This is a genomic window from Halobacterium sp. R2-5, from assembly GCF_011734195.1.
Taxonomy (GTDB): domain Archaea; phylum Halobacteriota; class Halobacteria; order Halobacteriales; family Halobacteriaceae; genus Halobacterium.
In genome coordinates this window covers 850,936-877,152 of record NZ_JAANTH010000002.1, presented here as the reverse complement: position 1 = coordinate 877,152, position 26,217 = coordinate 850,936, and the positions used below count along the sequence as shown (strand labels likewise).

Sequence of the window (26,217 nt, the reverse complement as noted above, 5' to 3'; positions counted from 1 at the left end):
CGCGATATTAATTACTGTCGGTTGACACGCGCACGACGACGGTGTTCCCGTCGGGGACGGCGACCTCGGCCTCGCAGTGGCGGGTGAGCCAGTAGACCGCCCACAGGCCGATGCCGGAGCCGTGTTCGAGGGACTGCTCGGCGACGCCGTCGAGCGCGCGGCGCTCGTGCTCGGGGATGCCGGGACCGTCGTCGGCGACCCTGACTTCCGCGGGGCCGCCGCCGGTGGCAGTGACGGACACGTACGGCGTCTCGGCGTCGTTGTGCTCGACGGCGTTCGCCAGCAGCTCCCGGACGGCCAGCCGCAGCCGCGAGTCCACCTCGATGCCCCGACGGACATCGACGGACACGTCGAAGACCGCGTCGGGGTACTGGGAGCGCGCCTGCTCGACCTCCGCGCGGACGAGGTCGGCCAGCGGCGCGGACGCGGCGTCGGTCTCGTCGAGCACGCGCTCGACGACGCGGGCCTTCTCGCTGACCGCGAGCAGGTCCTCCGCAGCGGTGACGATGTTGTCGATGTCCTCGTCGTTGCGCTCCTCGAAGCGCTCGGCGCGCCCGAGCACGACGTTCAGCGAGTTCCGCACGTTGTGCCGGAGCACGCGGTTCAGCACGCGCAGCCGCTGGTCGCGCTCCTCGCGGCGCGTCACGTCCCGGGACACCCAGACGTAGCCGCCGTTCGCCAGCGCCGTCACGGACAGCTCCTGGGGGTACGTGTGGCCGCCACCGCGGCGCGCGAGCACCTGTCCGTGCCAGTAGTCGTCGCTGTCGCCGTTCCCGTCCAGGTCGTCGAGCACGTTCGAGAGCCGGTTCTCGACGTCCGGGGGGTAGTACTCTCCCCAGTGCGTGCCGAGGACGCCGCCGTCGGCCCGGTAGTCCTCGCGGAACGCGGCGTTCGCGTACACCACCTGGCGCTCGGCGTCGAGGACAGCGACCCCGTCCATCGCGGCGTCGAGGGCGTGCTTGAGTCGAGTCTGCGCGCGAGCGTGCTCGCGGCCCTGCTCGCTGTACGTGCCGGCGAGCGCCGCGCCGAGCGCGCCGACGCTCGTGTGCTGGACGAACACGTGGTCGACCGCCGCGCCGGTACCGTACGCCCCCGCCCGTATCGCCCAGAGGTCGAGCGCGAGCACGACGCCGGCGCCCGCGACCGCCCACGCGAAGACGGCGTCGCCGCGGACCGCGTCCGGGCCGCGGGTCCAGAACCACGCGCCGTAGCCGAACACCGCGACCGCGGGCAGCACCGTCGTCGCGACGACCATCGGCTCGGCGTGGCCGTGGCTGCCGAAGTGGGCGACGGCGGCCGCCGTGAGCGCGGCTCCGAGCGCCGCGACCAGCCAGTCGCGGCGGGGGCGTCGGTCGGCCGACCGAGTCGCGAGCGTCGGCATACACCGCGGGGTTCGCGTCGGGGTACAAAAATCTGCGTCCGGCGTTATCAACGACGGAAATCGCGGCCGGCGCGACAGTCCCGTGAGCGAACGTTTTTGCCGGGGCGGACGCTATCCGGACTCGATGGACGTACTCGTGGTGGGCGCCGGCGACGTCGGCCGCTGGTTCGCGGACCTCGCGGACGCGCCGGTGGCGTTCGCGGACGTCGACGAGAGCCGCGCAGAGGCCGCTGCGGCGGCCCACGACGGCCGCGCGAGGGCGGTCCCGCTGGACACCGAGGAGTCGTTCGGCGTCGTCGCGGTGGCGGTGCCGATGGGTGCCGCCGTCGCCGCCGTCGAAGCGCACGCCGCGAGCGCCGAGCAGGCCGTCGTGGACTTCACGGGGGAGATGGTGGCGCCGCTGACCGCGATGGCCGAGCACGCGCCGGCCCGCGAGCGCGTGAGCTTCCACCCGCTGTTCGCGCCCGAGCACGCTCCCGGCCGGGTCGCGGTCTCCGAGAGCGCGCCCGGGCCGGCGACCGGCCACGTCCGCGAGTGGCTCGAAGCCGCCGGCAACGACCTCGTGGACGTGGGCGCGAGCGAGCACGACGACGCGATGGTGACGATTCAGGGACGCGCGCACGCCGCAGTGCTGGCGTTCGCGCTCGCCGCCGAGGACGTGCCCGACGAACTGGCGACCCCCGTCTACGAGGACCTCGCGGCGCTCGCCGACCGCGTGACCGGCGGGAACGCCCGCGTGTACGCCGACATCCAGGCCGCGTTCGGCGGCGCCGACGACGTCGCGGCGGCCGCCCGGCGGCTCGCCGACGCCGACCGCGAGGCCTTCGAGGAGGTGTACGAGGATGCCGGTCGATAGGGACGCGGTCCTCGACGCCGCGAAGTACCTCCGGGGCGTGCGGCCGCTTGACCCCGGTGAGCTCCGCGAGTACGTCGAGAGCCAGCCCCACGAGGCGGTCGTGCGGCAGGTGTTACGCGAGCACGCCGCCGACCTCGGCCTCGTGGAGCGCGAGGACGGCATCTTCGTCCCGGCGAGCGGCGAGCCGGTACGCCCCGAGTTCGACGTTCGGAAGACGGCACAGCCGTCTTCCGTAGCCCGCCAGAACGCAGAGCGTTCTGGGGACGGCGTGGACGCGCTCCCCGAGCGGTACGAGCGCGTCGTCGAGGACCTGCTGATCGAGCGCTGGGGCGCGGACTGGCACACCGGCGACTCCGGGAAGGAGCTCCGGGAGACGATTCGGCGGTTCAAGGAGGACTACTACCGCCAGCACCCCGTCGAGTACGACTACGAGGTCGCGCTCGGGTACGCCGTCTACCACCTCGCGACGTACTACGCCGCGGCCCAGTACGTCCTCGACGACCTCGCCGAGGGCGGCCTTCTGACCGACGACCTGCGCGTGCTGGACGTCGGCGCGGGCGTCGGCGGCCCCGCGCTCGGCCTCTTCGACTTCCTGCCCGACGACGCGCTCGTGGAGTACCACGCCGTCGAGCCGAGCGACGCCGCGGACGTCCTCGACGAACTGCTCGACGAGACCGGGCGGAACGTCCACCCGACGATTCACCGCGAGACCGCCGAGGACTTCGACCCCGACGGCGAGTACGACCTCGTGATGGCGTGCAGCGTGCTCAGCGAACTCGACGAGCCGGTCGAGACCGCCCAGCGGTACGTCGACGCGCTCGCCGACGATGGCACGTTCCTCGCGCTCGCACCCGCGGACAAGCACACGAGCACGCACCTCCGCGAGGTCGAACGCGACCTCGAATCCCGGGGCGCGACCGTCTACGGCCCGACGCCGCGGCTGTGGCCGGGCGAACGCCCGAGCGACCGCGGCTGGACGTTCGACGAGCGTCCCGCGGTCGAACAGCCGGGGTTCCAAAAGCGGCTCGCGGACGCCAGCCAGCGCCCCTCCGAGTTCTCGCACACCGACGTCCGGTTCTCGTACTCGCTGCTGCGTACCGACGGGGCCCGCCAGCACGAGGTCTCGCTGTCCGCCGACCGGCTGCTGAAGCTCGCGGACGCCGACGACCGCGTCACGGACCGCGTCGACGCGGTGCTCGCGAAGCTCTCCCGGAACCTCGCCGAAGACGGGAACCCCCTGTTCAAGGTGAGCGACGGCAGCGAGCGCGAGGAGTGTTACGCGGTGCTCGTCCGGCCGACGAGCCTCAACCGCGACCTCCGCGAAGCGGACTACGGCGACCTGCTCTCCCTGGAGTCCGCGCTCGTGCTCTGGAACGACGACGAGGAGGCGTACAACCTCGTCGTGGACGAGGAGACGGTCGTCGACCGGGTCTGACTCGGGGGTCGCCGCGAGCGGAGAGTTGTACTTATGCGGGTCGGCCAGCAAGGGCACCCCATGACGTTGACGGGGCTCGACGACCTGGACAGACAGATTCTCTACGCGCTCCAGCAGGACGCGCGGCGGACGTCCTCGCAGACCATCGCCGACGAGGCCGGCGTCTCCCCGAGCACGGTCCGCAACCGGATTCAGCGCCTCGAGGAGCGCGGCATCATCCGCGGCTACCACGTGGACGTCGACTACGAGCGCGCCGGCCACCAGCTGTACACGCTCATCGTCTGCACCGCGCCCGTGCCGCGCCGCGAGGAGCTCGCGGAGGCCGCCGTCGACGTGCCCGGGGTCGTCCGCGTCGAGGAGGTGATGACCGGCGAGGAGAACGTCCACGTGTTCGCTGTCGGCACCGACAGCGACGATTTGAGCCGCATCGGCCGCGACCTCGACGACCTCGGGCTGGAAGTCGCCGACGAGGACCTCATCCGGAGCGTCCACTGCGGGCCGTTCGAGCGCTTCGACGCCGACGGCACTGACGACTCGTGATTATCGGCGCCGTATTCTGACGACTCCGCAGAAAACCCCGTGTCTTTATGCTCTCCCGTCCTGTAAAACTCCCCGTGGAGCCGCGTCCACGGTGGGCCGCGCCGTCCGCGTAGCCGGTGCATCGTCCCGTGGACGCACCGTAAACCGCAGTCGCGTTCCTCGGCCAGTTGGGCCGCGACGTGGTGACGACCCCGCCAGCGACCGGTAGCGTAGCGCGACGACCGACCCCTCTGTGACCACCGACCCAATGAAAACGCTCGAACGAGACCTCGGCCTCGGCGCCGTCTTCGCCATCAGCGTCGGCGCCATGATCGGCAGCGGCATCTTCATCCTCCCGGCGCTCGCGCTCGGCATCGCCGGCCCCGCAGTGATCGTGGCGTACCTGCTCGCCGGCGTGCTCGTCGTCCCGGCCGCCCTCTCGAAGTCCGAGATGGCGACCGCGATGCCGGAAGCCGGCGGCACCTACCTCTACATCGAGCGCGGCATGGGGCCCGTGCTGGGAACGATCGCGGGCGTCGGTACGTGGTTCTCGCTGTCGTTCAAGAGCGCGCTCGCGCTCGTCGGCGGCGTCCCCTACCTCGTGTTGCTGTTCGACCTCCCCGTGAAGCCCGTGGCGCTCGGCCTCGCCGCGTTCCTCATCCTCGTGAACTTGCTCGGCGCGAAACAGACCGGCCGCCTGCAGGTCGTCATCGTCTCCGTGATGCTCGCGGCGCTGGGGTGGTTCGTCGCCGGCAGCGCCACCAAGACCCAGGCCGCGAACTACGAGAACTTCTTCGCGGGCGGCGTCGAGGGCCTGCTCGCCGCGACCGGGCTCGTGTTCGTCTCCTACGCCGGCGTCACGAAGGTCGCCAGCGTCGCCGAGGAGGTCGAGGACCCCGGCCGGAACATCCCCATCGGCATCCTCGGGTCGCTGGCGTTCACGACGCTCTTGTACGTCGGCATCGTCGCCGTGATGGTCGGCGTCACGGAGGCCGGCAGCGTCGCCGGCTCGGCCACCCCGGTCGCGGTCGCCGCGGAGGTCACGCTGGGCAACTGGGGCGTCTACGCGGTCATCGCGGCGGCGCTGCTCGCGCTCGTCTCCACGGCGAACGCCGGCATCCTCTCCTCGTCGCGGTACCCGTTCGCGATGAGCCGCGACCAGCTCGCGCCGCCGACGTTCGCGGAGATACACGAGCGCTTCGGCACGCCGACGACGTCCATCACGCTCACGGGCGCCGTCGTGCTCGTGCTCATCGCGTTCGTCCCCATCCTCGACATCGCGAAGCTCGCGAGCGCGTTCCAGATTCTCGTGTTCGTGCTCATCAATCTCGCGCTAGTGGCGTTCCGCGAGGGGTCGACCGAGAACTACGACCCCGTCTTCGAGTCGCCGCTGTACCCGTGGATGCAGGCGTTCGGCGTCGTCAGCGGCATCCTGTTGCTCACGCAGATGGGGTGGGTGCCGCTGGTCGGCGCCGTCGTCATCACCGTCGGGAGCGTCCTCTGGTACTTCGTCTACGCGCGCTCGCGCATCCGCCGCGAGGGCGCCGCCACGGACGTCATCCGCCGCCGGCTCGGTCGCGACGTGCTCACCGAGACCGAGGACGTCGTCGACGTCGAGTTCGCCGACGGCGACGGCCCCGAGGTGCTGGTGGCGTTCACCCGGGACACGAGCCGCGAGCGAGAGCGCGCGCTGCTGTCGATGGCCGCCGACCTCGTGCGGCCCCGGGACGGCCGCGTCGTCGCCGTGCGCTTCGACGAGGTGCCCGACCAGGCGCCCCTGGACCACGCCGCGGAGGTGCAGTCGCCCGCGGACGTCCGCTTCGAGGAGCAGACCGGCGATCTCGCCGAGGAGTTCGCCGTCGACGTCGAGTACGGCGAGATCGTCAGCCACGACACGAAACACGCCATCGTGAACTTCTCGAAACACCGCGACGTCGACGCCATCGTCGCCGAGCACGAGCGCCTCCGCCTGCGCTCGCGCGTCCTCGGCGACCCCATCGACTGGGTAGTCCGGCACGCCCACTGCGACGTGCTGCTCGTGGAGAACCGCGGCTACGACGACCCCCAGCACGTCGTCCTGGAGAGCGACGGCGGGCCGTTCGACCCGTCGACGGTCGCGCTCGCCGACACGGTCGCGGGGGAGACCGACGGCTACGTCACGCTGCTGTTCCCGCTCGCGGACGACCCGCCGGAGACGCGCCGGGAGACGATTCAGGCCTACCAGGACGAGCTCGCGGGCCTGCTGTCCGCGCCCGTGCGCAGCCGACCGATCCAGACCGACGGCGGAGAGGACCTGGACCCCGACCTCGTGGTTCGGACGGGCGCCCACAGCCGCATCAGAGGTGGCCGCGGGTCGCACACGCCGACTGCCGTCGACTGCACGGAGCTGACCGTCTACCCTCACGAGACCCGCCAGCCCGGGTTCGTCCGCCGGCTCGTCGAGCGCCTCGTGTTCTGACGGCGACACGCTTTTTCCGGGCCGCGACGACGATTCGCTCAATGACAGCGCCGGAGGTCGGTCGGCGGTGAGCGACGAACCCGAGATCATCGTGACGAACGACGACGGTATCGATGCGCCCGGGATTCGCGCGCTCGCCGAGGGCCTCGAGGAAGTCGGGAACGTGACGGTGGTCGCGCCCGCGAGCGACAAGAGCGCGACCGGGCGCGCGATGTCCAGGGAGGTCGGCGTCGAGGAGCACGAACTCGGGTACGCCGTCGACGGCACGCCGTCGGACTGCGTGGTGGCGGGCCTGGAGGCGCTCGGACCGTACCCGGACGTCGTCGTCTCCGGCGTGAACGAGGGCGCGAATCTCGGGATGTACGTGCTCGGGCGCTCGGGCACCGTCAGCGCGGCCGTCGAGGCGGCGTTCTTCGGCGTGCCCGCCATCGCGACGTCGCTGTTCCTCACCTCGGAGGCGTTCGGGAGCCCCACGGAGCCCGCGGACTACGAGGCGGCCGTCGACGCCACCGCCTACCTCGTCGAGCACGCCGTCGGCCAGGGCGTCTTCGAGCACGCGGACTACCTGAACGTGAACGCGCCCCACCCCGACGCCGAAGCCTCGGGCGAGATGGTCGTCACGCGGCCGTCGCACGGCTACGACATGACCGCCGAGCGGAACGGCGACACGGTCACACTCCACGACCGGATGTGGGACCGGATGGACGAGGGCGACATCCCGGATCCGACCGGGACGGACCGGCGCGCGGTCGTCGACGGCCACATCTCTGTCTCCCCGCTCACCGCGCCGCATACCACCGAACGCCACGAGGCCCTCGACGCGCTCGCGGAGTCGTACGACTAATATTCCTCGTTACCCCTCGCAGCCACCTATTAGTGGGACGGGTGTGAATACCACGCTCGATGTCGTCGCCCCGCGGAGTGCTGCCGCGCGTCAAGGGGTTCGCGCGGCGGCTCGTCTCCCGGTTCCGCCCGCAGCAGATCGCGCTCACCCCGCCGCCGCTGACGTTCACGGACGGCGAGGGTCGCGAGGTCCACGTCCGTCCGTACGAGGACCGGGACTTCGAGGGACTGGTCGCGATGTACGACGACTTCGACCCCGCCCAGCGCGCGCAAGGGACGCCGCCGCTCGCCGAGGACGCTATCCGGAACTGGCTCGAGAACGTCCTCGACGGTCCGAACGTGGTCGCGCGCGCCGACGGCGACGTCGTCGGGCACGTGATGTTCGTCCCGGACGACACCGACCGCCACGAACTCGCCATCTTCGTCCACCAGGAGTACCAGCGCGCGGGCATCGGCACCAACCTCCTCGCGGTCGGCCTCGACCACGCCCGCAGCGAGGGCGTCGAGTACGTCTGGCTCTCCGTCGAGGCGTGGAAGCGCGACGCCCAGCGGCTCTACCAGCGCGCCGGCTTCTCGACGGTGAACCCGATGGGCGCCGCCCACCGGATGTCGCGGTACCTCTGAGAAGTCACGTCTCCCGCCTCAGTCGTCCGCGACCGAGGGCGCGACTGCCGACGCGGCGAGCTCGTCGTCCGGGTTCGCGATCACCGTCCACTCGCCGCCGCGCTCGTAGTGGAACGCGCGGTGGTCCTGCTGGGGGTCGACGACCGTCAGCGACAGCCAGTCGTTGTCCAGCAGTTCGGTCAGTTCGTCGTGGTCGGCGAGGACGCCGGCGACCCGGTCGACGGGCGCATGGACGACCGTCGAGAGCCGGAGCGGCTTGTGGTACGGGCGGTCGTCCGCGCTCGTCAGCGACTGCAGCGGGAGGCCGGTCATCAGGTCGCCGCCGTTCCCCTGGTAGACGCCGACGTTCCCGACGGGGTTGTGCGTCACCTTCGACCCGCTCCCGTAGACCGCGTTGTCCACGGTCGCGAAGTAGTACTGGGCGTTGATCCACTGCGTGACGACCATCGGCCCGGTCAGGACGGCTTCGATCGCGTCGCCGTCCGGGTCGGTCGTCCAGTCGTAGGAGTGGAGGAACGCCCGCGCGTCGAGGTCGAGGTCGTCGGTGAGCGCGCGCGGCCCGATTACGAACCCGGCGTTGCCCGCAAGCCCCCACTCGGGGCGGGTCTCCGCCCAGTCGGCCGCGCGGCGCTCGGTCTCCCGGACGGCCGCGTCGGCGTCCACGTCGGCGCCCATGTCCCCGGCCCGCTCCGCGGCGGCGCCGGCGCGCGCGACTTCGAGGTCGGCGCGCAACTGCTCGACGTCGGCCTCGTGGGATTCGGGGACGTCCCCGTACAGTTCTACTTCGTCGGTCGTCGTGTTGTGCTCGCCCGCGAGGAAGACGGTGTCCTCCGGAACGTCGATGCCGCGCTCGCGGAGTTCCGCCTGCACCGCGTCGTCGTTACAGATGGCGGCGAGCACGCGGGCGTTCGGACCGCCGGGGTTGCCAGCGCAGGCGCCGCAGTCGAGGCTCGCGTCGAAGGGGTTGTTCGCGGTCTCGCTGGCGTGCCCGGCGAAGACGACGACGCGCGCGAACTGCTCGACGCCCATCAGCTCGAAGGCGTTCGCGGCGTACTCGACCTGCTCCTCGAGCGTGAGCCCCGCCGGGAGGTCGCCGTCGGCGCCCGGCCCGTGGTCGAGCGCGGGCTCGCAGAACTCGTGGTCGTCGGGCACGCGGTCGTCGGCGGCGTCGAGGGCGTCGTGGACGCGCGCCGGGAGCAGCGTCCGGGCGGCCAGCGCCGCGCCGTACCCGACGCCCGTGCCCTCGACGAAGCTGAACGCCGTCGCGGCGTTGGACTTCAGCGCCTTCACGACCGACGTCCCGGCGCCGAGGACGTCGCGCCAGCGGTCGTGGCGGTCGCGCTCGTCGGCCGCCGCTGCAGTCGGGCGGTCCGTGACGCGGTGGGCGGCGCCGACGATCGGCGGACACGCGTCCACCGGCCGGTCGTCGCCGTAGCCCGTGTAGCGCATCGGGACGCCGAAGAACCCGGCGTACCCGTGGGTCTCGTAGTCGCCGGCGGCCTCGACGTGCCGGCGGAGGACTTCCGAGCGCGTGTCGATGCAGAAGACGAGCTGGGCGTCCGGCCGCCCGTCGTCCTCGTCCGCGTCGGCAAGTGACGCGCTCGCGGCCGTGAGCTCGTCGACCAGCGCCGACCGGTAGGACGCCTCCCACGCGGACAGCCAGACCTCGGCCAGCGGAACGCCGTCTCCGGCGTCGTTCTCCTCGCCGTCGGGCGCGACGGGCGCGTCGAGGGCGTCCGCGACCGCCAGCCGGACCGCCAGGTAGCCCGCAAGCGTGACGGGGTACGTCGACTGCCAGATGTCGTCGGCCTCGGCCCGGTGCTTCACGAGGCCCGTCCAGCCCGGGAGCGCGGTGAGGTGGAACTCGAAGACGTCCCGCCACTCGCCGACAGGGCGCTCGGAGAGGAGCTCGCGGAGCGCGTCGACGGGCTCGTCCGGGAGCGTCGCAATCTCGTCACCGGCCGGCACGTCGCCGTCGTGGGGAGCGATAGACTGGAACGCCCGGTAGAACCCCTTCTCGCGGTTCGGCATCGGCCACTTCGCCCGCCCCTCGTCGAGGAACGCGGCGAGCCACTTCGAGACGATGGCATCGACGCGGTCGGTGACCGTCGTCTCCTCGCCGTCGGCCTCGGTCGACTCCGCGTCGGCCATCTGGTCGAGGGTCACCGCCGGGTCGGCAGCGTAGCCGTGCTCGCGCAGCCGGCTCCGCAGCTCGTCGGAGTCGATGCGGCCGTCCTCCCACGCGCGGCGGAACACGTCCGCGCTCGGATAGCCGTCGCCGCCGACCGCTCGCTCGGCGTCCGCGACGGCCTCGTGGAACGGCCGGTCCTCGAAGCCGGCCAGCGGGTTCGCGGTCACGAACGAGTGCAGCGGCCAGGCCGCGCCGACCGCGTCGGCCGCCGCGTCGATGCTCTCCTCGACTGCGTGGTCAGTACTCATTGTATTCCTCCGTGGAGGTCAGCAGCGTCTCGGACGCCGGCCGGCTCGCGTTCAGCAGCGCCACGTAGAGGCGCTCGCTGCGCCGGTAGGCGCCGGTCTCGACGGCGACGTAGGCCGCGAGGAACGCCGCGGCGACGACGCCGTGGACGGCCGTCAGCTCCGCCGGGTCGCCGACCGCCGGGAGGCCCGCGAGCAGCCCGGAAATCGCGCCGTAGGCGGCGGCGTAGATCGCGACCGCCACCAGCGTCGCGAGCGGCACGGCGCCGTACCGGAGCGGCGTCGGGAGCGAGGCGTGCGCGACGAACTCGCGGGCGGCGTGGAGCGCGGTCAGCGCCACGAGCCCCGCCAGCAGCAGCCCGGTCTCGCCGTGCAGCCCCTCGCCCGTGAGCACGGCGAAGAGGCCGCCGGCCGCGAGCCCGGTGGCGGCGACGACGACCGCGTCAGCGGCGCTCATCCCGCCGGTTCGCTTCGACTTCGACGGGACCTCGCGGGCGACCTGGCTGCCCGACGCGAGGAACCGGTAGGCCTTGTAGAAGCCGTGGAGGACGAGGTGGGTGATGGCGGCGCCGAAGAACCCGAGGCCGGCCTGCATGATCATGAACCCCATCTGGCCGACCGTCGAGCAGCCGAGCGTGCTCTTGACGTCCGTCTGGACGGTCTTCAGGAGCTTCCCGCCGAGCGCGCTCGCCGCGCCGACGAGGACGACCGCGAGCATGAACGCCGCGTCGACGGTCACGACAGGCGCGAACCGCACGAGCAGCACGCCGCCGGCGTTGACGAAGCCGGCGTGCATCAGCGCCGACGCGGGCGTCGGCGCGGTCATCGACGAGAGCAGCCACCGGTGGAACGGGAGGAGCGCGGACTGCACCATCGCCGCCAGCAGGAGCGCGCCCGCGGCCAGCAGGACGACGAGCGAAGCGGGCGCACTGATGCTGGCCGCGACGCCGGAGACGGTCGTCGCGCCGGTCTGCCACCACAGCGCCGCGAGCGCGAGGGCGACCAGCGCGCTCCCCGCGAGGAAGTACCGCCGGGCGACCGACGCGGCGGCCTGCGCCTGCGGCCACTCCTCGGCGGTGCCGACGAGGTCGGCCATCGCGAGCCCCATCAGGAGCCACGCGGCCGCGAACAGCGCGAGGCTGTCGGCGGCGACCAGCACCATCACGGCCAGCGTGAATCCGAACACGCGGGAGAAGAACCGGTCGATGGTCCTGCTCCCGGCCATGTACCGCCGCGAGTAGCTGTGGACGACGCCACTGAAGAAGGTGACCGCAGTCCACATCACGACGGTCAGGCCGTCGACACGGAGGGCGCCCGCGACACTCCACGTCTCGCCGGTCCAGACGTGGGCTGCGAGTACGCCCAGGCTCGCGACCCACAGAGCCCACGCGAGTCGCGTCAGCGTCGCCGCCGCGCGCGATTCGTCCGCCTGTGGATTCGGGAGCTGTCCCACGCCCGTCGCCTGCTCGTTCCCTGCCATCGTTTGTCTGTCCACGACCGGCGCCGTTCCGGGAACTCGCCACCCGGACCAACGCCCCGGTCGCATCTACCACCATATCGAACGCCTTGGTTGTTAAGTCTGCCTGAATTACCAAATTGTTCGGCTAAACCCCAATTATAGAACATTATGTTTACGGAGTCGTCCCAGCGGCTACGCGAGACGGGAACCAACGACGGAAGAACCACTCCGCTAGCTACCGCGACGGCGCTGTTTCGGCCGCCAACGCCGTCACCGGCGTCGTCGCGCGTCTACGCCTCGGTGGCGAACTCGCCGAACGGCGTCGTCTCGTGGCTCCGCACCAGCACTTCGTCGGTGACCGTCAACCCCATGTCCAGGAGCTCCTGGGCGACCGGCGTGATGTCGTCGTCGTCCTCCCCCACCACGGTCACCAGCAGGTTCGACTCCCCGGTCACCAGCTCCTGGACGGAGACGACGCCGTCGATGGCCAGAATGTCCGGCACCAGGTCGCCGCGCTCCGCGATCGACGCCGTGCAGAACAACAGCATCCGGAGCGGGTACCCCGACTTCTGGTAGTCGACGTGGGCGCTGTACCCCTTGATGACGCCCTCGGACTCCAGCCGCCCGATGCGCTTGCGGACGGTGCTGTCGGAGGTCCCGGTCCGCTCCGCGATGTCTCCGGACGACCGGTTCCGGGCGTCCTCCTGCAGCGCGTACAGGATGGCCGTGTCCACGTCGTCGATGTCCGCGTCGCTCATACCACCACGTCCGCGACAGAGCCACTTTACTGTTCGACGTTCCACCGACGGCGCTTCGCGGGCGACGAGTCGCGCGTCCCGGACCGCGTCCGGCGCTAGTACTATGGGGAAGTACACCAGTCCGCACGTATGGAGGACGTCGACCTCGACGAGCTCGTCTCGTCGCTGACGCCCCGCGAGGAGAATCAGGCGCTGAAGACCTACCAGAACACGGTCTCGGTCGCGTGCCCGGCCTGCGACGAGCCGTTCGACGACCTCGTCGTCTGCAAGCAGAACCCAACCAGCCTCAACCTCTCCCGGCAGCTCGACTTCTGCGTCGGCGTCGATGACGACCGCGCGCTCATCTTCACGCACAAGCCGTAGGCCCGTATCGGCGCGCCGTATTCGGTCGACTCACGCCGAACGGACGTCGTCCGCGACGTCCGTGCCCGTCCGGTAGTCGCGGTCGGAGTACGCGACGACGCGCACGTCGGTCAGCGTCTCGGGCTCGTAGTCCCGGACCGCCTCGCAGACGAGCCGCGCACCCGTCTCGAAGTCGAAGCCCGCGGCCCCGGTGCCGAGAACCGGGACGACGACGGACTCGCAGCCCAGTTCGTCGGCCTTCTCCAGCGCGTTCCGCGTCGCGTCCCGGATGCTCGCTTCGCTCGCGCGGCCGTCCCCGTAGTGCGGCATCGCGGCCGCGTGAATCACGTACTCGGCGTCGAGCGCGTAGGCGTCCGTGACCGCGACCTCGCCGAGGTCGACCGGGCCCTCCGAGACGGCTTCCTCGTTGATGGGGCCCTCCGCGCCGCGGCGCAGCGCGCCGGCGACCCCGCTCCCCATCTGGAGGCTCGTCCCGGCCGCGTTCACGAGCGCGTCCGCCGCCATCCCCGCGATGTCGCCCTGAACGACGGTGAACTCCATACGGCAGTGTACGGCGCCCTCGTAGTAAAATCCGGGCGCCGCTACTCGCCGTCCCAGTAGTCGACGGCGTCCTCGGTCGCGTAGTAGCCGTGGTGCGTGCGTTCGCCGCGTCCGCCCGGCGGCGCGCCGACGAACACGCCGACCTTCCCCGAGTCCGGGTACACCGTCACGTCGGGCTCGCGCATCGTGGAGACGGCGAGGTAGCGCAGCGTCGTCTCGGCGTCGTTGACGACCCTGTGGCCGCCGGACTCGTCGGCCGGGAGCGCGACGTAGTCGCCCGCCCGGAGCGGCGTCGTCTCGCCGTCGAGCCGGAGCGTCCCCTTGCCGGCGAGGACGTACAACGCCTCCTCGTTGGCGGTGTGGTAGTGGTACGGCCACGACCGCTCGCCCGGCGGGAGCTCGTAGAGGCTGCAGCCGAGCTGTTCGCCCGCCGCCGCCTCGCCCAGCTGTTTCCGCCGCACGCGCATCCCGCCGTCGTCGATTTCCGTCCAGCCGAGGTCGCTCTCGTTCACCTTGCTCATGGCCGCTCGTACGAGAGGCGACGTGTAGATTCTTTGCCACAGGCGCCGTTCCGACTCCGGGAACGAACGACGAGGGGTGGCGTGCTCGCGGGCCGGGCGTTCGGACGCCGATTCGGGCGGGGTGGTGTCGGAACTAATGGCGCTCGCTGGTCTCTGTCCATCTCCGCTGACCTAATCGTTTACCCCGAACGCTTACTCGCTATCTCGCCGTTTCTGAGGTTGCGGGTAACACACCGGGGTGCACACGAATGTCGACACTCACACGCGGCGAGACGGGAAGCGGTATCGCGCTGGCGACCGTGTTCCGGACGCTCAGCGACCCGACGCGGCGGCACATCCTCTCGAAGCTCCGCCGGCACACGCCACAGCCGCTCGTCGAACTGGAGTACGAAGCGTTCCACGAGAGCGCCGACGAGCGCGAACCCCCTCACGTCCACCTCTACCACGGCCACCTCCCGAAACTCGACAGCGCCGGGTTCGTCGACTGGGACCGCGAGACCGACACCGTCTCCCGCGGCCCCAACTACGAGGAGATCCGCCCCGTCATCGACCTCCTGGCGGAGAACCAGGAGGAACTCCCCGCTGACTGGCCCTGATCATGTACGCACCGACCGGAGGCCGCGATGAGTGAACGCCGCCGCACTGGGGGCGCGCCCGAGCGCCTCATCCGGTGTACGGACTGTGGCGGCGTCTACCCCGCGCAGACGGACGGCGACGGCGGGCTCCGACCGATCGGCGTCGGCGCCCAGTGCTCCTGCGGGAACGACGAGTTCGTCCCCTACCAGGACGGGTGAAGCGTTCTCTCGCTGACTCTCACGTCCGCGGGTCGTCCCGCTCGCCGATTCGGAAGCGCGTGTCCAGCGGATAGCTCTCGTAGCGCGCGAGCGTGACGTGGAGCGCGACGGCGACCGCGAGCAGGCCGAAGTTCCAGACGGGCGAGTTGTAGTAGATGACGTCGACGACGACGTGCTCCCGGTACACCGGCCAGAACGGCGCGAGCGGCGCGGCGATGTCCGGCGCGGACAGCAGGTCCGCGAAGATGTGGCTCACGCCGCCGACGAACAGCCCGGACGCCGCGAAGACGAACACCGTCTCCCGGGGGATTGCCGTGCTCTCGACCCACCGGCTGGCGTTGAGCGGTCCGGTGAGCCAGCGCGCGGCGACGACGGCCCCGAGGAGGCTCACGACGGCGCCGAACAGGAACGTGTGCGTCACGCCGTGGTGGGTTACGGGGAGGTAGTGCTGGAGGACGAGGTCGGCGTCCGGCAGCATCGCGGTGACGAGCGTGAACCCGGTGAACCCGAGCGCGCCGCGGTACCCCCACAGGAACCACGCCGGTGCGGCGAACAGCAGTGCCATCGCGAAGTGCCCGCTCACGTCGACCATGTACTGACATACGACGACCAGGGGTACGAATCCGGACCTTGCGTGTGCCCCCGAAAGAAGTGTCCGGGGCCTACTCGCGGTCGTTCTCGGTCTCCTGCTCGTCGTCCCCGTCGTCCTGCGTTTCCCCGCCAGTCTCGGTTTCCTCGTCGTCCCGATCCGTCGGCGAGGAGTCCGAACCCTCGTCCGGCGGCTCCCCCTCGCCGTACCGCTGGGGAGACTTGTCGGACATCGGCTCTGGGTCGGTGCCTTCGCTGGCCGGGTACGCCTGCTCGTCGGTCGGGCCCGTCGCTTCGCTGGCCTCGTCGGCCATCCCGGCGTCCGAGAGGTCGACGGCGACGTGTTCGTCGTCCACGTCCGGGTCGTCCTCGTCGTGGAGTCGCGGGTCCTCCGCTTCCTCGTCGAGGTGCGGTTTCGGCTCGGCCTCGTCGACGTCCCGCTCGGTCGTGAACTGGACGCCGCCCTCGTCGGGGTCGGTCTCCGTCTCGACGTCGGGCTCCCCGGACACCCCGCGCGGATTCGCCTCCGCCTGGTGCTCGACGTCGGCCCGCTCGCGGTGCGCGCGGGCCTCTGCGGACTCCGTATCCCCCTCGTCGCCGCCGCTTCCGCCAGACTGTGTCGGCAGTAGCCCCCGCTGTCGGAGTCCGAGCGCGACCAGAACGGCGCCGCCGAGAGCGAACAGCCCCGCACGGCGCCTGTCCCGCCTCGCCGCTCGAAGGGCGTTCGCGAACAGGACGCCGCCGACCAGCGCTGCGAGCGTCCCGTCCCGCGCGCGTTCCGAGAGTGACGCCGTCAGGCCGGCCGCTCGGTCAGTTCCACCGCTCCCGTGCGTCGCCTCGGCGTCGGCCGTCTCTGAGTTCGAGGATACCATGTGTCGAGGGTGTCGTCCGCAGCGTCGTTCGAACTGTACGGACAAGTGGACGCTCCGGAGACGGATGAATCCTCACGCTGCGAGCGCTGGGTGTCGTCCCGTATTCGCGACACCCCCGAAAAAGAGCCAGTACTGACGCCTGCTCCCGTCGCACTCACTCCGACTCGCGGGGGGGTTCGGGCTCCGTGCTCACGACCCCCTCGTCGGAGTCCGCGAACTCGCTCTCGTAGCGTTCGTCGTCGCCGCGGGCGGCCCACGCGGCCATCTCGGAGCTCTCGGCCTGCACTTTCTCCTCGAGGAGGTTGACCGCGACGGCGTTGGCGCCCTCGGGGATGATGATGTCGGCGTCCTTCTTCGTGGGCTCGATGAACTGCTCGTGCATCGGCTTCACCGTCGAGAGGTACTGGTCCATCACGCCCTCCAGTTCGCGGCCGCGCTCGACGACGTCGCGCTCGATGCGCCGGAGGATGCGGACGTCGGCGTCGGTCTCGACGTAGATGTGGAGGTCGAGCATGTCGTTGACGTCCTCGTCGTAGAGCGCGAGAATCCCCTCGAGGACGATGACGTCGGTGGGTTCGACGGTGACGCGCTCCTCCTCGCGGAGGTGTTCGTTGAAGTCGTACTGGGGCATCTCGACGGGCTGCCCGGAGAGCAGCGCGTCGAGGTGCTCGCGGAGGAGCTCCCACTCGAACGCGGAGGGGTGGTCGTAGTTGACGCTCTCGCGCTCCTCGAAGTCCATGTGACTGAGGTCCTTGTAGTAGTTGTCGAGGGGGATGAGCGTCGCGGCCTCCTCGACGTTGTCGGTGATCTCGCGTGCTACCGTCGTCTTGCCGGCGCCCGTTCCGCCGGCGATGCCGATAGCGAACGACGGGATGGTCATTGCTACACGGGATGGAGCGAGCGTTGTTGAATGCAGCGTTTCGCGGGCGCTGCCGGCCGCGTTCCCGGCGGTTCTCGCTGCCAGCGGAACGCTAGCGACGGAACTGGTCGGTGTCGGCCCGTCCGCCGTGAGACGCACGGAGCGTTCGCCCCAGAGAAGTTGGTGCGCGGCCGCCATACGCGTTTTGGGGATACCTTTTAGCAGGACAGCGTGCTATGTGAGTTCATGGCACAGCTATCGCTCAGAGACGTGCTCTCCCGGGAGTTCGTCGGCGTCAGCGAGTCCGACGAACTCCTCGACGCGGTGGAGCTGATGCGCGAGGAGCACACGAACAGCGCGGTCGTCCTCCGCGGGAGCGCGCCGGTCGGCGTCGTCACCGCGGGCACCGTCTTCGACGTCCTGCTCGACGGCCGCAACCCCGACTCGGTCACCGCCGGAGACGTGATGGACGACCCGCCGGAGTCGCTGTCGCTGGACGCCTCGGTCGCGGACGCCGCCGACCTGATGGGCCGCACCGGTGACCCGCACGTGCTCGTCTCGGACGACGACGCCGTCCACGGCGTCGTCGAGGCCCGCGACGTCGCGCCGACCGTCGAGAAGCAGCTCCGCGGCGCCCCCACCGCACCGTCGGCGCCGCCGACCGAGAGCGGTCAGGCGGACGCCGCGGACAGCTACGCCGAGCAGGGCGTCTGCGAGAGCTGCGGCGGACTCGCCCACGAGCTCGTCGACGTGAACGGCCAGCTGCTCTGCCCCGAGTGCCAGCCGGTCTGAACGAATCACGCACACGCGGCTCGACGCGCAGCGGCGAGCCAGTCGTCTCTGAGCGCGAACCCCGGCCGCGCACCCCGAGTGCGCGGCCGGTTCGTTCCAGTTACCCGTCGCTTTTCGAGCGGTTATCCGCCGCATTCGGCGGTCCCACGCCAAATTTCCGGGGCTCGCGGCCGCTCGTCGCCGGACACGAACCCCACGTAATTCGCCGGAATGGACAGAAACGCCTATGCACGGGCCGTCTTTCGGTCCCACCACATGGCGATACGGACCCTCGACGACCTCGACGCGACGGACACCGCGGTCGGGGTGCGGGTCGACATCAACAGCCCGCTGGCCGACGACGGCGCGCTCGCGGACGACGCGCGACTGCGAGCGCACGTGGACACGCTCTCGGAACTGCTCGACCGCGGCGCGCGGGTCGCGATTCTCGCCCACCAGGGGCGTCCCGGCGGCGACGAGTTCGCGCGCCTCGAACCACACGCCGACCGCCTCGGCGACCTGCTGGACTTCCCGGTCGAGTACTGCGACGCGACGTTCTCCCAGGACGCACGGGACGCCGTCGACGCGCTCGACGCCGGCACGGCGGTCCTCCTCGAGAACACGCGGTTCTACAGCGAGGAGTACATGGAGTTCGACGCCGACCGCGCCGCGGAGACGTACCTCGTCTCCCGGCTCTCCCCGGTGTTGGACGCGTACGTCAACGACGCGTTCGCGGCCGCGCACCGCTCGCAGCCGTCGCTCGTCGGCTTCCCGGAGCTCCTGGACTCGTACGCGGGCCGCGTGATGGAGACGGAACTGGACGTGCTCGGCGCCATCGGGGAGACGCCGACGCCGCGGACGTACGCGGTCGGCGGCGCGAAAGTCCCCGACTCGGTGACCGTCATCGAGCACGCCCTGAACAACGGCCTCGCCGAGGACGTGCTCGTGACCGGCGTGGTCGCGAACGTCTTCCTTGCGGCGGACGGCGTGGACATCGGCCGCGCGAGCACGGAGTTCGTCCACGACCGCGGCTACGAGACCGAAATCGAGCGCGCGAGCGACCTCCTCGACGCACACGGCGAGAGCATCCACCTGCCCGTTGACGTGGCCGTCGAGCGGGACGGCGAGCGCGTCGAACTCGACGTCGCGGCCCTCCCGCCGGAGCGCAACGAGCCCATCCAGGACGTCGGTCGCGACACCGTGGAGGCGTACGCCGACGTCCTCGCGGACAGCGGCACGGCGGTCCTGAACGGGCCGGCGGGCGTCTTCGAGGACGACACGTTCGCGGACGGGACGCGCGGCGTGTTCTCGGCGGCCACCGAGGCGGACTACACCATCGTCGGCGGCGGCGACACGGCGGCGGCGATCCGGAAGTTCGGGCTCTCCGGGTTCGACCACGTGAGCACGGGCGGCGGCGCGGCGCTCCGCCTGCTGACGGGCGAGTCGCTCCCCGCAGTGGAGGCGCTGCGGTGACCGGACCGGGGCGAGACTGATGGAGGTGACGGCGGCGACCGGGGACGACGTCGCGGCCGTCGCGGAGCTGTGGGTGTCGCTGGCGCGCGAGCAGCGCGGCCACGGCTCGCACCTGCGCGCGGAGGAGAACCGCCAGCGCGCCCAGGACCTCGTGGCGCAGTACGTCCACAGCGACGCGTGTGCCGTCGCGGCCGCGGCGGGCCAGCCCGTCGGCTTCGTGATGTTCCACGTCGAATCCGGGTTTTTCCAGACGGACGCGACCCGCGGCGTCGTCGACAACGTCTACGTGCTACCCGAGGCTCGCGGCGAGGGCGTCGGCTCCGCCCTCTTGGACTACGCCGAGCGCGCGCTCCGCGACGATGGCGCGGACGTGCTCGCGCTCGAAGCACTGTGGGACAACGAGGCCGCGCGCCGCCTCTACGAGCGCCGCGGCTACGAACCGCACCGCGTCACGATGGAGAAACAGGTGGGGGATGACGAGTCCACGGCGGACGCAGACGAATAGCGAAGCGTGTGCGGCGCGGTGAACGAAGTCGAGCGCGGCGGATGGCGGGGAGAGACGCCGCGTGGTGATGGGAACGGGAGTACCGGTGCAGATGCGCCGGCAGGGGAGTGCCAGTGCGAACGCACCGGCCGGGAATGGGCACGACGAACGACGGGAAGATGCCCTACCTCACGCTTTTGGGAGTTTGGCGACAAACTCGCTGGGGCCGCGCTGTTCGACCTCGTAGGCGTCCGCGTCGAAGGAGTCGACTTCCGCCTGCATCTCGTAGAACAGCGGCTTGGGCTCGTGGTCGTTGACGAGTTCGAGCGCCTCGCCGCTGTCCAGTTCCGCGAACGCGTCGTGTATCTTCGGGTGGCGCTCGGGCGGCGGTACCTCGCGCAGGTCCAGAGTCTTCGCTGCCATTGCAGGCGTGGCTTGGCGGCCACACCGGGAGTGTCCTACCCCGAACATCTTCGCATTCCGGTCGCCGAACGGGGAACTCGTTCCCGTCAGACCACCGAAAGCTACTTGCCGAATAGTGATGTATGATAACGTATGTCACAATCGCGGTCGAAGCTCAGGCTCGGGCAGCCCGTCCGGGTCGTCAGGCAGTCGGCGGACAAGGCGAAGCTCGCGGTCCACGGCTACGAACACCACGCCCACTACGGCGATGACGGCGTCGTGACCGACGTGCGACCGGGCAGCGACGGCGAACGCGTCGTCGTCCGGTTCGACGACTACGGCCGGGACGCCGTCACCTACCGCCCCGAAGAACTGGAGCTAACCCGCTGACGCGGCGACGATAGACTCATCAGTTCGGCGGCCCTACTCCGAGTGTGGCGAAACCGTTGCGGTTCCGGCGGTCGACCGAATCCTGGAGTGCCGACCGCGTCCGCGATCTGCTGTACCGCGACCTCGACGACAACCTCGGCGCGCGCTCCTCGACGCCGTGGTTCAAACCCCCCGACGGCTTCGAGGCGCAGCGCTTCGACATGGACAACGGGGACACCGCGCTGTTCTGCTGGAACGGCGACGGCGGCTGGTGGCTCGGCAACACGGAGACGCCGGAAGCGCTCTGGCGCACCGACAAGCAGTCGTTCTCCGAGGCCCCCGAAGCCGTCTCCGAGTGGGCCCAGCGCGAGTTCCTCGCGGAGCTCCACGACGAGGACCCGTGGCTCGCGGACTACCCGACGCTGTCGTGGTTCTTCCTGCCCGTGTTCGCGTCGAAGGACGGCCGCGAGACGACCCGCGCGTTCTTCAGCGAGCACGCCGCGGGCTTCCCGGACGCCGACAGCGAGGACGCGCTCGCGTTCTACGAGTCGTTCCTCGACACGGGCGTCCTCGACGACGAGCGGCACGTGATGGCCGGAAAGCTCGGGACCTCCGAGTACCTCGACCTGGCGCGCGCGAGCGCCGCGATGAGCGAGTTCCACGCGGCGTGGCTGCTCCACGAGGCCGGCTACGATATCACCCCGGAAATCGAGGTGACCACGGGGCACTCCCTGGACTTCCGCGCGGACCGCGACGGCGAGCACGGCACGCTCGTCGAGGTCACGCGCCCCGTTCCCACGAACGACCGCGCCGCCAACACCCCCGTCAGGGCAATCAAGGAGACCGCGGAGACGAAGACCAGCGGCCAGCTGGAGGCCCACGGCGGCGGCGCGGTCCTGTTCGTGGACTGCTCGTCGTTCCCCGACGACGAGTGGCGCCGCATCCGGGGCGAGCGGCCCGACGTCGGCCACCGGCCCGCGGTCGTCTTCCGCGTGCGGCCCGACGGCTCCGTCGACGGCTACGCGAAGGGGTCGGTGCCGCTGTCGCTCCCGCAGTTCTAGCCGCGTCGCGCTCGCGCACCGACTGGCAATCCGTACGTTCATACCGCGTGACGCCCCACCGTCTACCGAATGGGCGACGACGACTGGCGCGACTTCTTCGGGTTCGATCGGCCCTACGACCAGCAGGCCGACGCCGTCGAGGCGGCAATCGACGCCGGCGAGCGCGGCGGCTACCTCGCGATGGAGGGGCCCTGCGGGACGGGAAAGACGATGGCCGCGCTCACCGCGGCCGCCCAGCTCGTCCGCCGCACGGACGACTACGACCGCGTGTTCGTCGTCACCCCCGTGAAACAGCAGCTCCAGCAGTTCGTCGCGGACCTCCGGCAGATGAACGCGGGGCTCGACGACCCCCTGAACGGCGTCGCACTCGTCGGGAAGCGCGACCTCTGCCCGTACGGCCGCGAGGACGTGTTCCCGCGAGACGCGAGCGTCCACGACCGCTGCGAGGACCTCCGCGAGTCCACCGCTGGCCTCGTCGAGGCCGACGGCGAGGGCGGCAGTTTCGACGGGCAGGACGCCGGGGAGCTCGTGGACCTGCGCGCCGCGGACGCGCTCGACGACCCGTGGTGGGACCCCGCGAAGGCCCGCGACCTCGCGCGCTCCGCTCGCGCGGACGCCAGCCACACGCTCTCCGAGAACCCGCTTCGGACGGACGGCGCGGACTCGCCGTACGTGCCCGTGCAGCCGAGCGCGCCGGAGGACTTCGCGGACGGCGACCCGCCGCTGTTCTGCCCGTTCGAGGCCGACTGGTACGGCCGGAACAAGGGCTCGCCGGTCGACTTCGACGTCGGCGACTACGGCGTCGTCACGAGCGAGGACTTCCTGCCCGCGGCTGTCGAGTACGGCACCTGCCCGCACCGCGTCCAGCAGGTGCTGCTCGACCACGCGGACGTCGTCGTCGGGAACTACAACCACCTCTTCGACCCGAAGACGCGCGGGCTCACCGAACACCTGCTCGACGAGCGCACGTTCGTCGTCGTCGACGAGGCCCACCGCCTGGAGGAGCGCGTCCGCGACCTGCTCTCGGACCGCGTGGGCCGACACACGCTCGCTCGCGCCCGCAACGACCTCCGACAGCTGCTCACGACCGCGAAACAGAGCGAGGCGAACCGCCAGCAGGTCAGGGACGAACTGCAGAGCTACGAGGTCTCCCTGGACGCCGTCGAGGAGGCCGTCGACTTCCTCGGTGACGTCCTCGACTGGCTCGACGACCGGGTCGCGGAGTACCTCGCGACGGAGGGCCACGACCCCCGGAACCCGCGCGGGCTCCCGGAGTACGACCACGAGATTCCGCTCCGTGACCCGGAAACCGACGAGCCCGACGACCTCACGCGGTGGGCCGAACAGCACGGCTACACGGGCGGCCTGTGGCGGTCGCTCGCGGATATCGGCACCGCCGCCGAGGCCGTCCTCGAAGCGGACGGCGACCGCTCGGCGGTCTGCGGCGCGGTCGGCGTCACCCTCCAGCAGTGGTGGGAGCGCGACCACGCGACGTACTTCCGGGAGATCGAACTGGAGCACGCGCCCAAGGACTCCGGGCGGGCGGGCGCGGCGTGGGCGGCGGCGTACACGCCCGCGCTTACGACGTACAACTGCATGCCGGCGCGGGCGCTCCGTGAGACGTTCGCCGGACTGGGCGGCGGCGTGCTGATGAGCGCGACCCTCGAACCGCTGGACGTCTTCCGCGAGGTGACGGGCCTCGACAGGCTCGAAGCGGGCGCCGGCGACGCCGAAGCGCGGCCCGTCGTCGAGCGCCGCTACGACCTCCGGTTCCCCGCGGAGAACCGCGCGAGCTTCACCGTGGACGCGACGCCGTTCACGGCGCACAACCGCGGCGACCCGACCGGCGAGAACGACAACCGGACCCGCGAGCAGTACCGCTACGTCCTCCGCACGATCGCGCGGTCGCCGGGGAACGTCCTCGTCTGCATGCCGAACTACCGGGAGGCCGCGTGGGCGGGCGACTACCTCGAGGACGCCGTCGAGAAGGACGTGCTCGTCGACGAGTCTTCCTCGAACGAGGCCACCGACGACCTGAAGCGGCGGTTCTTCCGCGGCGACGGCAAAGTCCTGGTGACGAGCACGCGGGGCACGCTCACGGAGGGCGTCGACTACGACGGCGAGAAACTCGCGGCGTGCGCGGTGGTCGGCGTCCCGCTCGTGAACGTCGGGTCGCCGCGCGTGCGGGCAGTCCGGCGGGCGTACGCGGACGCGTTCGGCGAGGACCACGCCTTCGAGTACGCGCTCACGGTGCCCGCGGTGCGGCGCGCGCGGCAGGCCATCGGGCGCGTGATTCGCGGCCCCGAGGAAGTCGGCGTGCGCGCGCTCGTCGGCCGGCGATACGTCGAAGGCGCGCGCCACTCCGTCTTCGAGTACCTCGGCCCCGGCGAGCAGGCGGAGTTCACGCGCATGACCCCGGAGTTCCTCGGCGACCAGCTAGACGAGTTCTGGAGCGGGCACGCCGAGGAGTGACATTCGGTGCGATTCAGTCACCGGAGACCATAGAGTGTTCTCCGGGCGTCACGGGCAGACCGCCCGTCTAACACCCACAGAATCGGTTCGAATCCGAATTGGTGGATTAGTATTGGAGCAAATCCCATAGAACGTAGTCTTCTTGAATTCACATGAAATTTTAAATGCCCCGAACAAGGAGGTGCGTTATGACTCGCTCGGGGGCGGACCTGTTCGTCGACAGTCTCGAATCGTACGGCGTCACGCACCTGTTTGGGAACCCAGGGACGACGGAACTGCCGCTCATGCAGTCTCTCGTCGAGAGCGACCTGGAGTACGTGCTCGGTCTGCACGAGGACGTCGCCGTCGGGGCCGCGGCAGGGTACGCCATGCGACGGCGGTATCACAGCCACGAGGACCCAGACGTGCTTCCACTGGGCGTCGCGAACGTCCACGTCGCCGGTGGTCTCGCCCACGGTCTCGGTAACCTCTACAACGCAGACGTCTCCGGCGCACCGCTGCTCCTCACCGCCGGCACACACAGTCTCGACTTCCAACACGAGGAGCCGATTCTCGGCGGCGACCTCGTCACGATGGCCGACCAGTTCACCAAGTGGAGCGCGGAGGTCAAAGACGTCGACGCGCTCCCCGACATGCTCCGCCGCGCCGTTCGCACTGCGCTAACACCGCCGACGGGTCCCGTCTTCCTCTCCATCCCCGTCGACGTCCAGCAGGCCGAAACGGACCAGTCACCGGCTCGGCTCGGTCAGATCCCGACTGCGGGCCGCGGCGATGCACGGGCCATCGACGACGCCGCGGCAGCCGTGGCCAACGCCGACGAGCCGGTCGTCGTTCTCGGCGACGAGGTCGCTCGGAGCGGGGCGGAGGCCGTCGACGAAGCGGTTCGTTTCGCGGAGGCCGCCGGCGCGAGGGTCCACGGTGAGATCCTCTCGTACGAGGTGAACATTCCGACGGAGCACGACCAGTGGCAGGGCGTCCTCTCGACGAAAGCGGCCGGCGCCGCGAGTGCGATGGACACGGATACGCTCGTCTTCGTCGGCTGTTCGACGAACACGACGGTCACCCGCCCGTCGACGACGTTAGTCCCCGAGCACGCGACCTGCGTTCACGTGACCAACGACGCGTGGGAGCTCGGCAAGCACGCCCCGGCCGACGTGGCCGTCCTCGGCGACCCGGGGCAAGTCCTCGCCGAGCTCGCAGACCGGGTCGCCGAGCGCGTCGACGAGGACGAACGCGAGCGCCGACTCGGCGAGGTACGCGAGTGGGAGGACGCGCACGGCCGCGAACCGGTGGAGACGGAAGACGGCTCCCTCACGAAGACGGGGCTCGCGCGGTCGCTCCGCCGAGTCGCACCAGACGCCCTCGTCGTCAGCGAGTCAGTCACGGCGGCGCCGTCGCTCTTCGACGAGTTCGAGTTCGACGCGACGCAACTCCTCGGGTCCAAAGGCGGCAGCCTCGGCTACGGCCTCCCGGCCAGTGTCGGCGCAGCTGTGGCCGAACGTCAGACCGGCGAGGGACGTTCTGTCCTCGGCTATATCGGCGACGGGTCGTACCTGTACTACCCCCAGACGCTCTACACGGCGGCGCGGTACGATCTCGACCTGACGGTCGTCGTGCCCGACAACGGCAACTATCGTATCCTCAAGGAGAACACCGCGGCGTTGATGGGCGGCGACGCCGACGACTACGAGTACGTCGGCTTCGACTTCGACCCGCCCGTCGACCTGGTGGCGAGCGCCGAGGCCCACGGCGCGACGGGAATGCGCCCTGATTCGGCCGAGGCGGTGGACGAAACGCTCGAAACCGCCCTCGAACGCGAGGGACCGGTCGTCGTAGACGTTCCCGTTACCGACGACTGACGATCCCCGTCTCGCGACGC

At 70.7% G+C, this 26,217-nt stretch carries 26 protein-coding genes; 16 read left to right on the top strand and 10 right to left on the bottom strand.

The window, feature by feature from the left end:
• Positions 1–7: 7 nt before the first annotated feature.
• Positions 8–1,381, bottom strand: coding sequence for a PAS domain-containing sensor histidine kinase (locus G9C83_RS13295; RefSeq protein WP_167246682.1), 1,374 nt, complete (start codon positions 1,379–1,381; stop codon positions 8–10).
• Positions 1,382–1,505: 124 nt separating this feature from the next.
• Here G9C83_RS13295 and G9C83_RS13290 point away from each other — a divergent pair, with 124 nt between their 5' ends.
• The 6 genes from G9C83_RS13290 (at position 1,506) to G9C83_RS13265 (ending at position 8,116) form a co-directional block, all read left to right on the top strand.
• Entirely contained in the window at positions 1,506–2,237 is a 732-nt protein-coding gene (locus tag G9C83_RS13290; protein ID WP_167246680.1) for a prephenate dehydrogenase/arogenate dehydrogenase family protein, read from the top strand.
• Complete coding sequence (locus tag G9C83_RS13285; RefSeq protein ID WP_167246677.1) at positions 2,224–3,672, top strand: methyltransferase; 1,449 nt, start codon at positions 2,224–2,226, stop codon at positions 3,670–3,672. Before G9C83_RS13290 ends, G9C83_RS13285 begins: the two co-directional genes overlap by 14 nt.
• 60 nt (positions 3,673–3,732) lie before the next feature.
• Positions 3,733–4,212 (top strand): Lrp/AsnC family transcriptional regulator, encoded by a 480-nt coding sequence (locus tag G9C83_RS13280; RefSeq protein ID WP_167246675.1) that lies wholly within the window; start codon positions 3,733–3,735, stop codon positions 4,210–4,212.
• A gap of 247 nt (positions 4,213–4,459) precedes the next feature.
• On the top strand, positions 4,460–6,649 hold the full coding sequence (locus G9C83_RS13275) for an amino acid permease (RefSeq protein WP_167247231.1): 2,190 nt from the start codon (positions 4,460–4,462) through the stop codon (positions 6,647–6,649).
• A gap of 67 nt (positions 6,650–6,716) precedes the next feature.
• A complete protein-coding gene (gene surE, locus G9C83_RS13270; protein WP_167246673.1) occupies positions 6,717–7,493 on the top strand; it encodes a 5'/3'-nucleotidase SurE in 777 nt (258 codons plus the stop codon).
• A gap of 59 nt (positions 7,494–7,552) precedes the next feature.
• Positions 7,553–8,116: a GNAT family N-acetyltransferase gene (locus tag G9C83_RS13265; protein ID WP_167246671.1), complete on the top strand. Its 564-nt coding sequence runs from the start codon at positions 7,553–7,555 to the stop codon at positions 8,114–8,116.
• Between the two features lie 18 nt (positions 8,117–8,134).
• On the opposite strand, the gene G9C83_RS13260 is transcribed toward G9C83_RS13265, so the two are convergent.
• From G9C83_RS13260 to G9C83_RS13250, 3 genes are all read right to left on the bottom strand, one after another.
• The gene (locus tag G9C83_RS13260) at positions 8,135–10,555 is read right to left on the bottom strand and encodes a DUF2309 domain-containing protein (protein ID WP_167246669.1); all 2,421 of its coding nucleotides are present in this window, start codon (positions 10,553–10,555) and stop codon (positions 8,135–8,137) included.
• Positions 10,545–12,032 (bottom strand): proton-conducting transporter membrane subunit, encoded by a 1,488-nt coding sequence (locus G9C83_RS13255; RefSeq protein ID WP_167246667.1) that lies wholly within the window; start codon positions 12,030–12,032, stop codon positions 10,545–10,547. Before G9C83_RS13255 ends, G9C83_RS13260 begins: the two co-directional genes overlap by 11 nt.
• A 269-nt stretch (positions 12,033–12,301) precedes the next feature.
• Entirely contained in the window at positions 12,302–12,769 is a 468-nt protein-coding gene (locus G9C83_RS13250; RefSeq protein ID WP_167246665.1) for an Lrp/AsnC family transcriptional regulator, read from the bottom strand.
• Between the two features lie 129 nt (positions 12,770–12,898).
• Between G9C83_RS13250 and G9C83_RS13245 the strand changes: the two genes are divergently transcribed.
• Entirely contained in the window at positions 12,899–13,132 is a 234-nt protein-coding gene (locus G9C83_RS13245) for a hypothetical protein (protein WP_167246663.1), read from the top strand.
• Between the two features lie 30 nt (positions 13,133–13,162).
• On the opposite strand, the gene G9C83_RS13240 is transcribed toward G9C83_RS13245, so the two are convergent.
• Both G9C83_RS13240 and G9C83_RS13235 read right to left on the bottom strand, forming a co-directional pair.
• Positions 13,163–13,672 (bottom strand): macro domain-containing protein, encoded by a 510-nt coding sequence (locus tag G9C83_RS13240; RefSeq protein ID WP_167246661.1) that lies wholly within the window; start codon positions 13,670–13,672, stop codon positions 13,163–13,165.
• Between the two features lie 41 nt (positions 13,673–13,713).
• On the bottom strand, positions 13,714–14,193 hold the full coding sequence (locus tag G9C83_RS13235; protein WP_167246659.1) for a cupin domain-containing protein: 480 nt from the start codon (positions 14,191–14,193) through the stop codon (positions 13,714–13,716).
• Between the two features lie 248 nt (positions 14,194–14,441).
• Between G9C83_RS13235 and G9C83_RS13230 the strand changes: the two genes are divergently transcribed.
• Both G9C83_RS13230 and G9C83_RS13225 read left to right on the top strand, forming a co-directional pair.
• Complete coding sequence (locus tag G9C83_RS13230; protein WP_167246657.1) at positions 14,442–14,789, top strand: helix-turn-helix transcriptional regulator; 348 nt, start codon at positions 14,442–14,444, stop codon at positions 14,787–14,789.
• 27 nt (positions 14,790–14,816) lie between these two features.
• On the top strand, positions 14,817–14,987 hold the full coding sequence (locus G9C83_RS13225; protein WP_167246655.1) for a hypothetical protein: 171 nt from the start codon (positions 14,817–14,819) through the stop codon (positions 14,985–14,987).
• Between the two features lie 19 nt (positions 14,988–15,006).
• Here the strand turns inward: G9C83_RS13225 and G9C83_RS13220 are convergent, their stop codons facing one another.
• The 3 genes from G9C83_RS13220 to udk form a co-directional block, all read right to left on the bottom strand.
• A complete protein-coding gene (locus G9C83_RS13220) occupies positions 15,007–15,579 on the bottom strand; it encodes a metal-dependent hydrolase (protein ID WP_167246653.1) in 573 nt (190 codons plus the stop codon).
• 70 nt (positions 15,580–15,649) lie between these two features.
• Positions 15,650–16,447 carry a hypothetical protein gene (locus G9C83_RS13215; RefSeq protein ID WP_167246651.1) on the bottom strand — a complete coding sequence of 266 codons (798 nt, stop codon included), beginning with the start codon at positions 16,445–16,447 and terminating at the stop codon, positions 15,650–15,652.
• Between the two features lie 154 nt (positions 16,448–16,601).
• Positions 16,602–17,327 carry a uridine kinase gene (gene udk, locus G9C83_RS13210; RefSeq protein WP_167246648.1) on the bottom strand — a complete coding sequence of 242 codons (726 nt, stop codon included), beginning with the start codon at positions 17,325–17,327 and terminating at the stop codon, positions 16,602–16,604.
• Between the two features lie 225 nt (positions 17,328–17,552).
• Here udk and G9C83_RS13205 point away from each other — a divergent pair, with 225 nt between their 5' ends.
• The 3 genes from G9C83_RS13205 (at position 17,553) to G9C83_RS13195 (ending at position 20,055) form a co-directional block, all read left to right on the top strand.
• Positions 17,553–18,098 (top strand): CBS domain-containing protein, encoded by a 546-nt coding sequence (locus tag G9C83_RS13205; RefSeq protein WP_167246646.1) that lies wholly within the window; start codon positions 17,553–17,555, stop codon positions 18,096–18,098.
• Between the two features lie 255 nt (positions 18,099–18,353).
• The gene (pgk, locus tag G9C83_RS13200; protein ID WP_167246644.1) at positions 18,354–19,550 is read left to right on the top strand and encodes a phosphoglycerate kinase; all 1,197 of its coding nucleotides are present in this window, start codon (positions 18,354–18,356) and stop codon (positions 19,548–19,550) included.
• A gap of 19 nt (positions 19,551–19,569) precedes the next feature.
• Positions 19,570–20,055 (top strand): GNAT family N-acetyltransferase, encoded by a 486-nt coding sequence (locus G9C83_RS13195; protein ID WP_167246642.1) that lies wholly within the window; start codon positions 19,570–19,572, stop codon positions 20,053–20,055.
• Positions 20,056–20,223: 168 nt separating this feature from the next.
• Here the strand turns inward: G9C83_RS13195 and G9C83_RS13190 are convergent, their stop codons facing one another.
• Positions 20,224–20,457, bottom strand: a complete 234-nt coding sequence (locus G9C83_RS13190; RefSeq protein WP_167246641.1) for a DUF2249 domain-containing protein — start codon at positions 20,455–20,457, stop codon at positions 20,224–20,226.
• Between the two features lie 132 nt (positions 20,458–20,589).
• Between G9C83_RS13190 and G9C83_RS13185 the strand changes: the two genes are divergently transcribed.
• The 4 genes from G9C83_RS13185 (at position 20,590) to G9C83_RS13170 (ending at position 26,197) form a co-directional block, all read left to right on the top strand.
• A complete protein-coding gene (locus G9C83_RS13185; RefSeq protein WP_167246639.1) occupies positions 20,590–20,826 on the top strand; it encodes a hypothetical protein in 237 nt (78 codons plus the stop codon).
• A 44-nt stretch (positions 20,827–20,870) separates the two neighbouring features.
• Positions 20,871–21,866 carry a DUF5784 family protein gene (locus G9C83_RS13180; protein WP_167246637.1) on the top strand — a complete coding sequence of 332 codons (996 nt, stop codon included), beginning with the start codon at positions 20,871–20,873 and terminating at the stop codon, positions 21,864–21,866.
• A 69-nt stretch (positions 21,867–21,935) separates the two neighbouring features.
• Entirely contained in the window at positions 21,936–24,338 is a 2,403-nt protein-coding gene (locus tag G9C83_RS13175; protein ID WP_167246635.1) for an ATP-dependent DNA helicase, read from the top strand.
• Between the two features lie 188 nt (positions 24,339–24,526).
• Positions 24,527–26,197, top strand: coding sequence for a thiamine pyrophosphate-binding protein (locus G9C83_RS13170; RefSeq protein ID WP_167246633.1), 1,671 nt, complete (start codon positions 24,527–24,529; stop codon positions 26,195–26,197).
• Positions 26,198–26,217 lie beyond the last annotated feature (20 nt).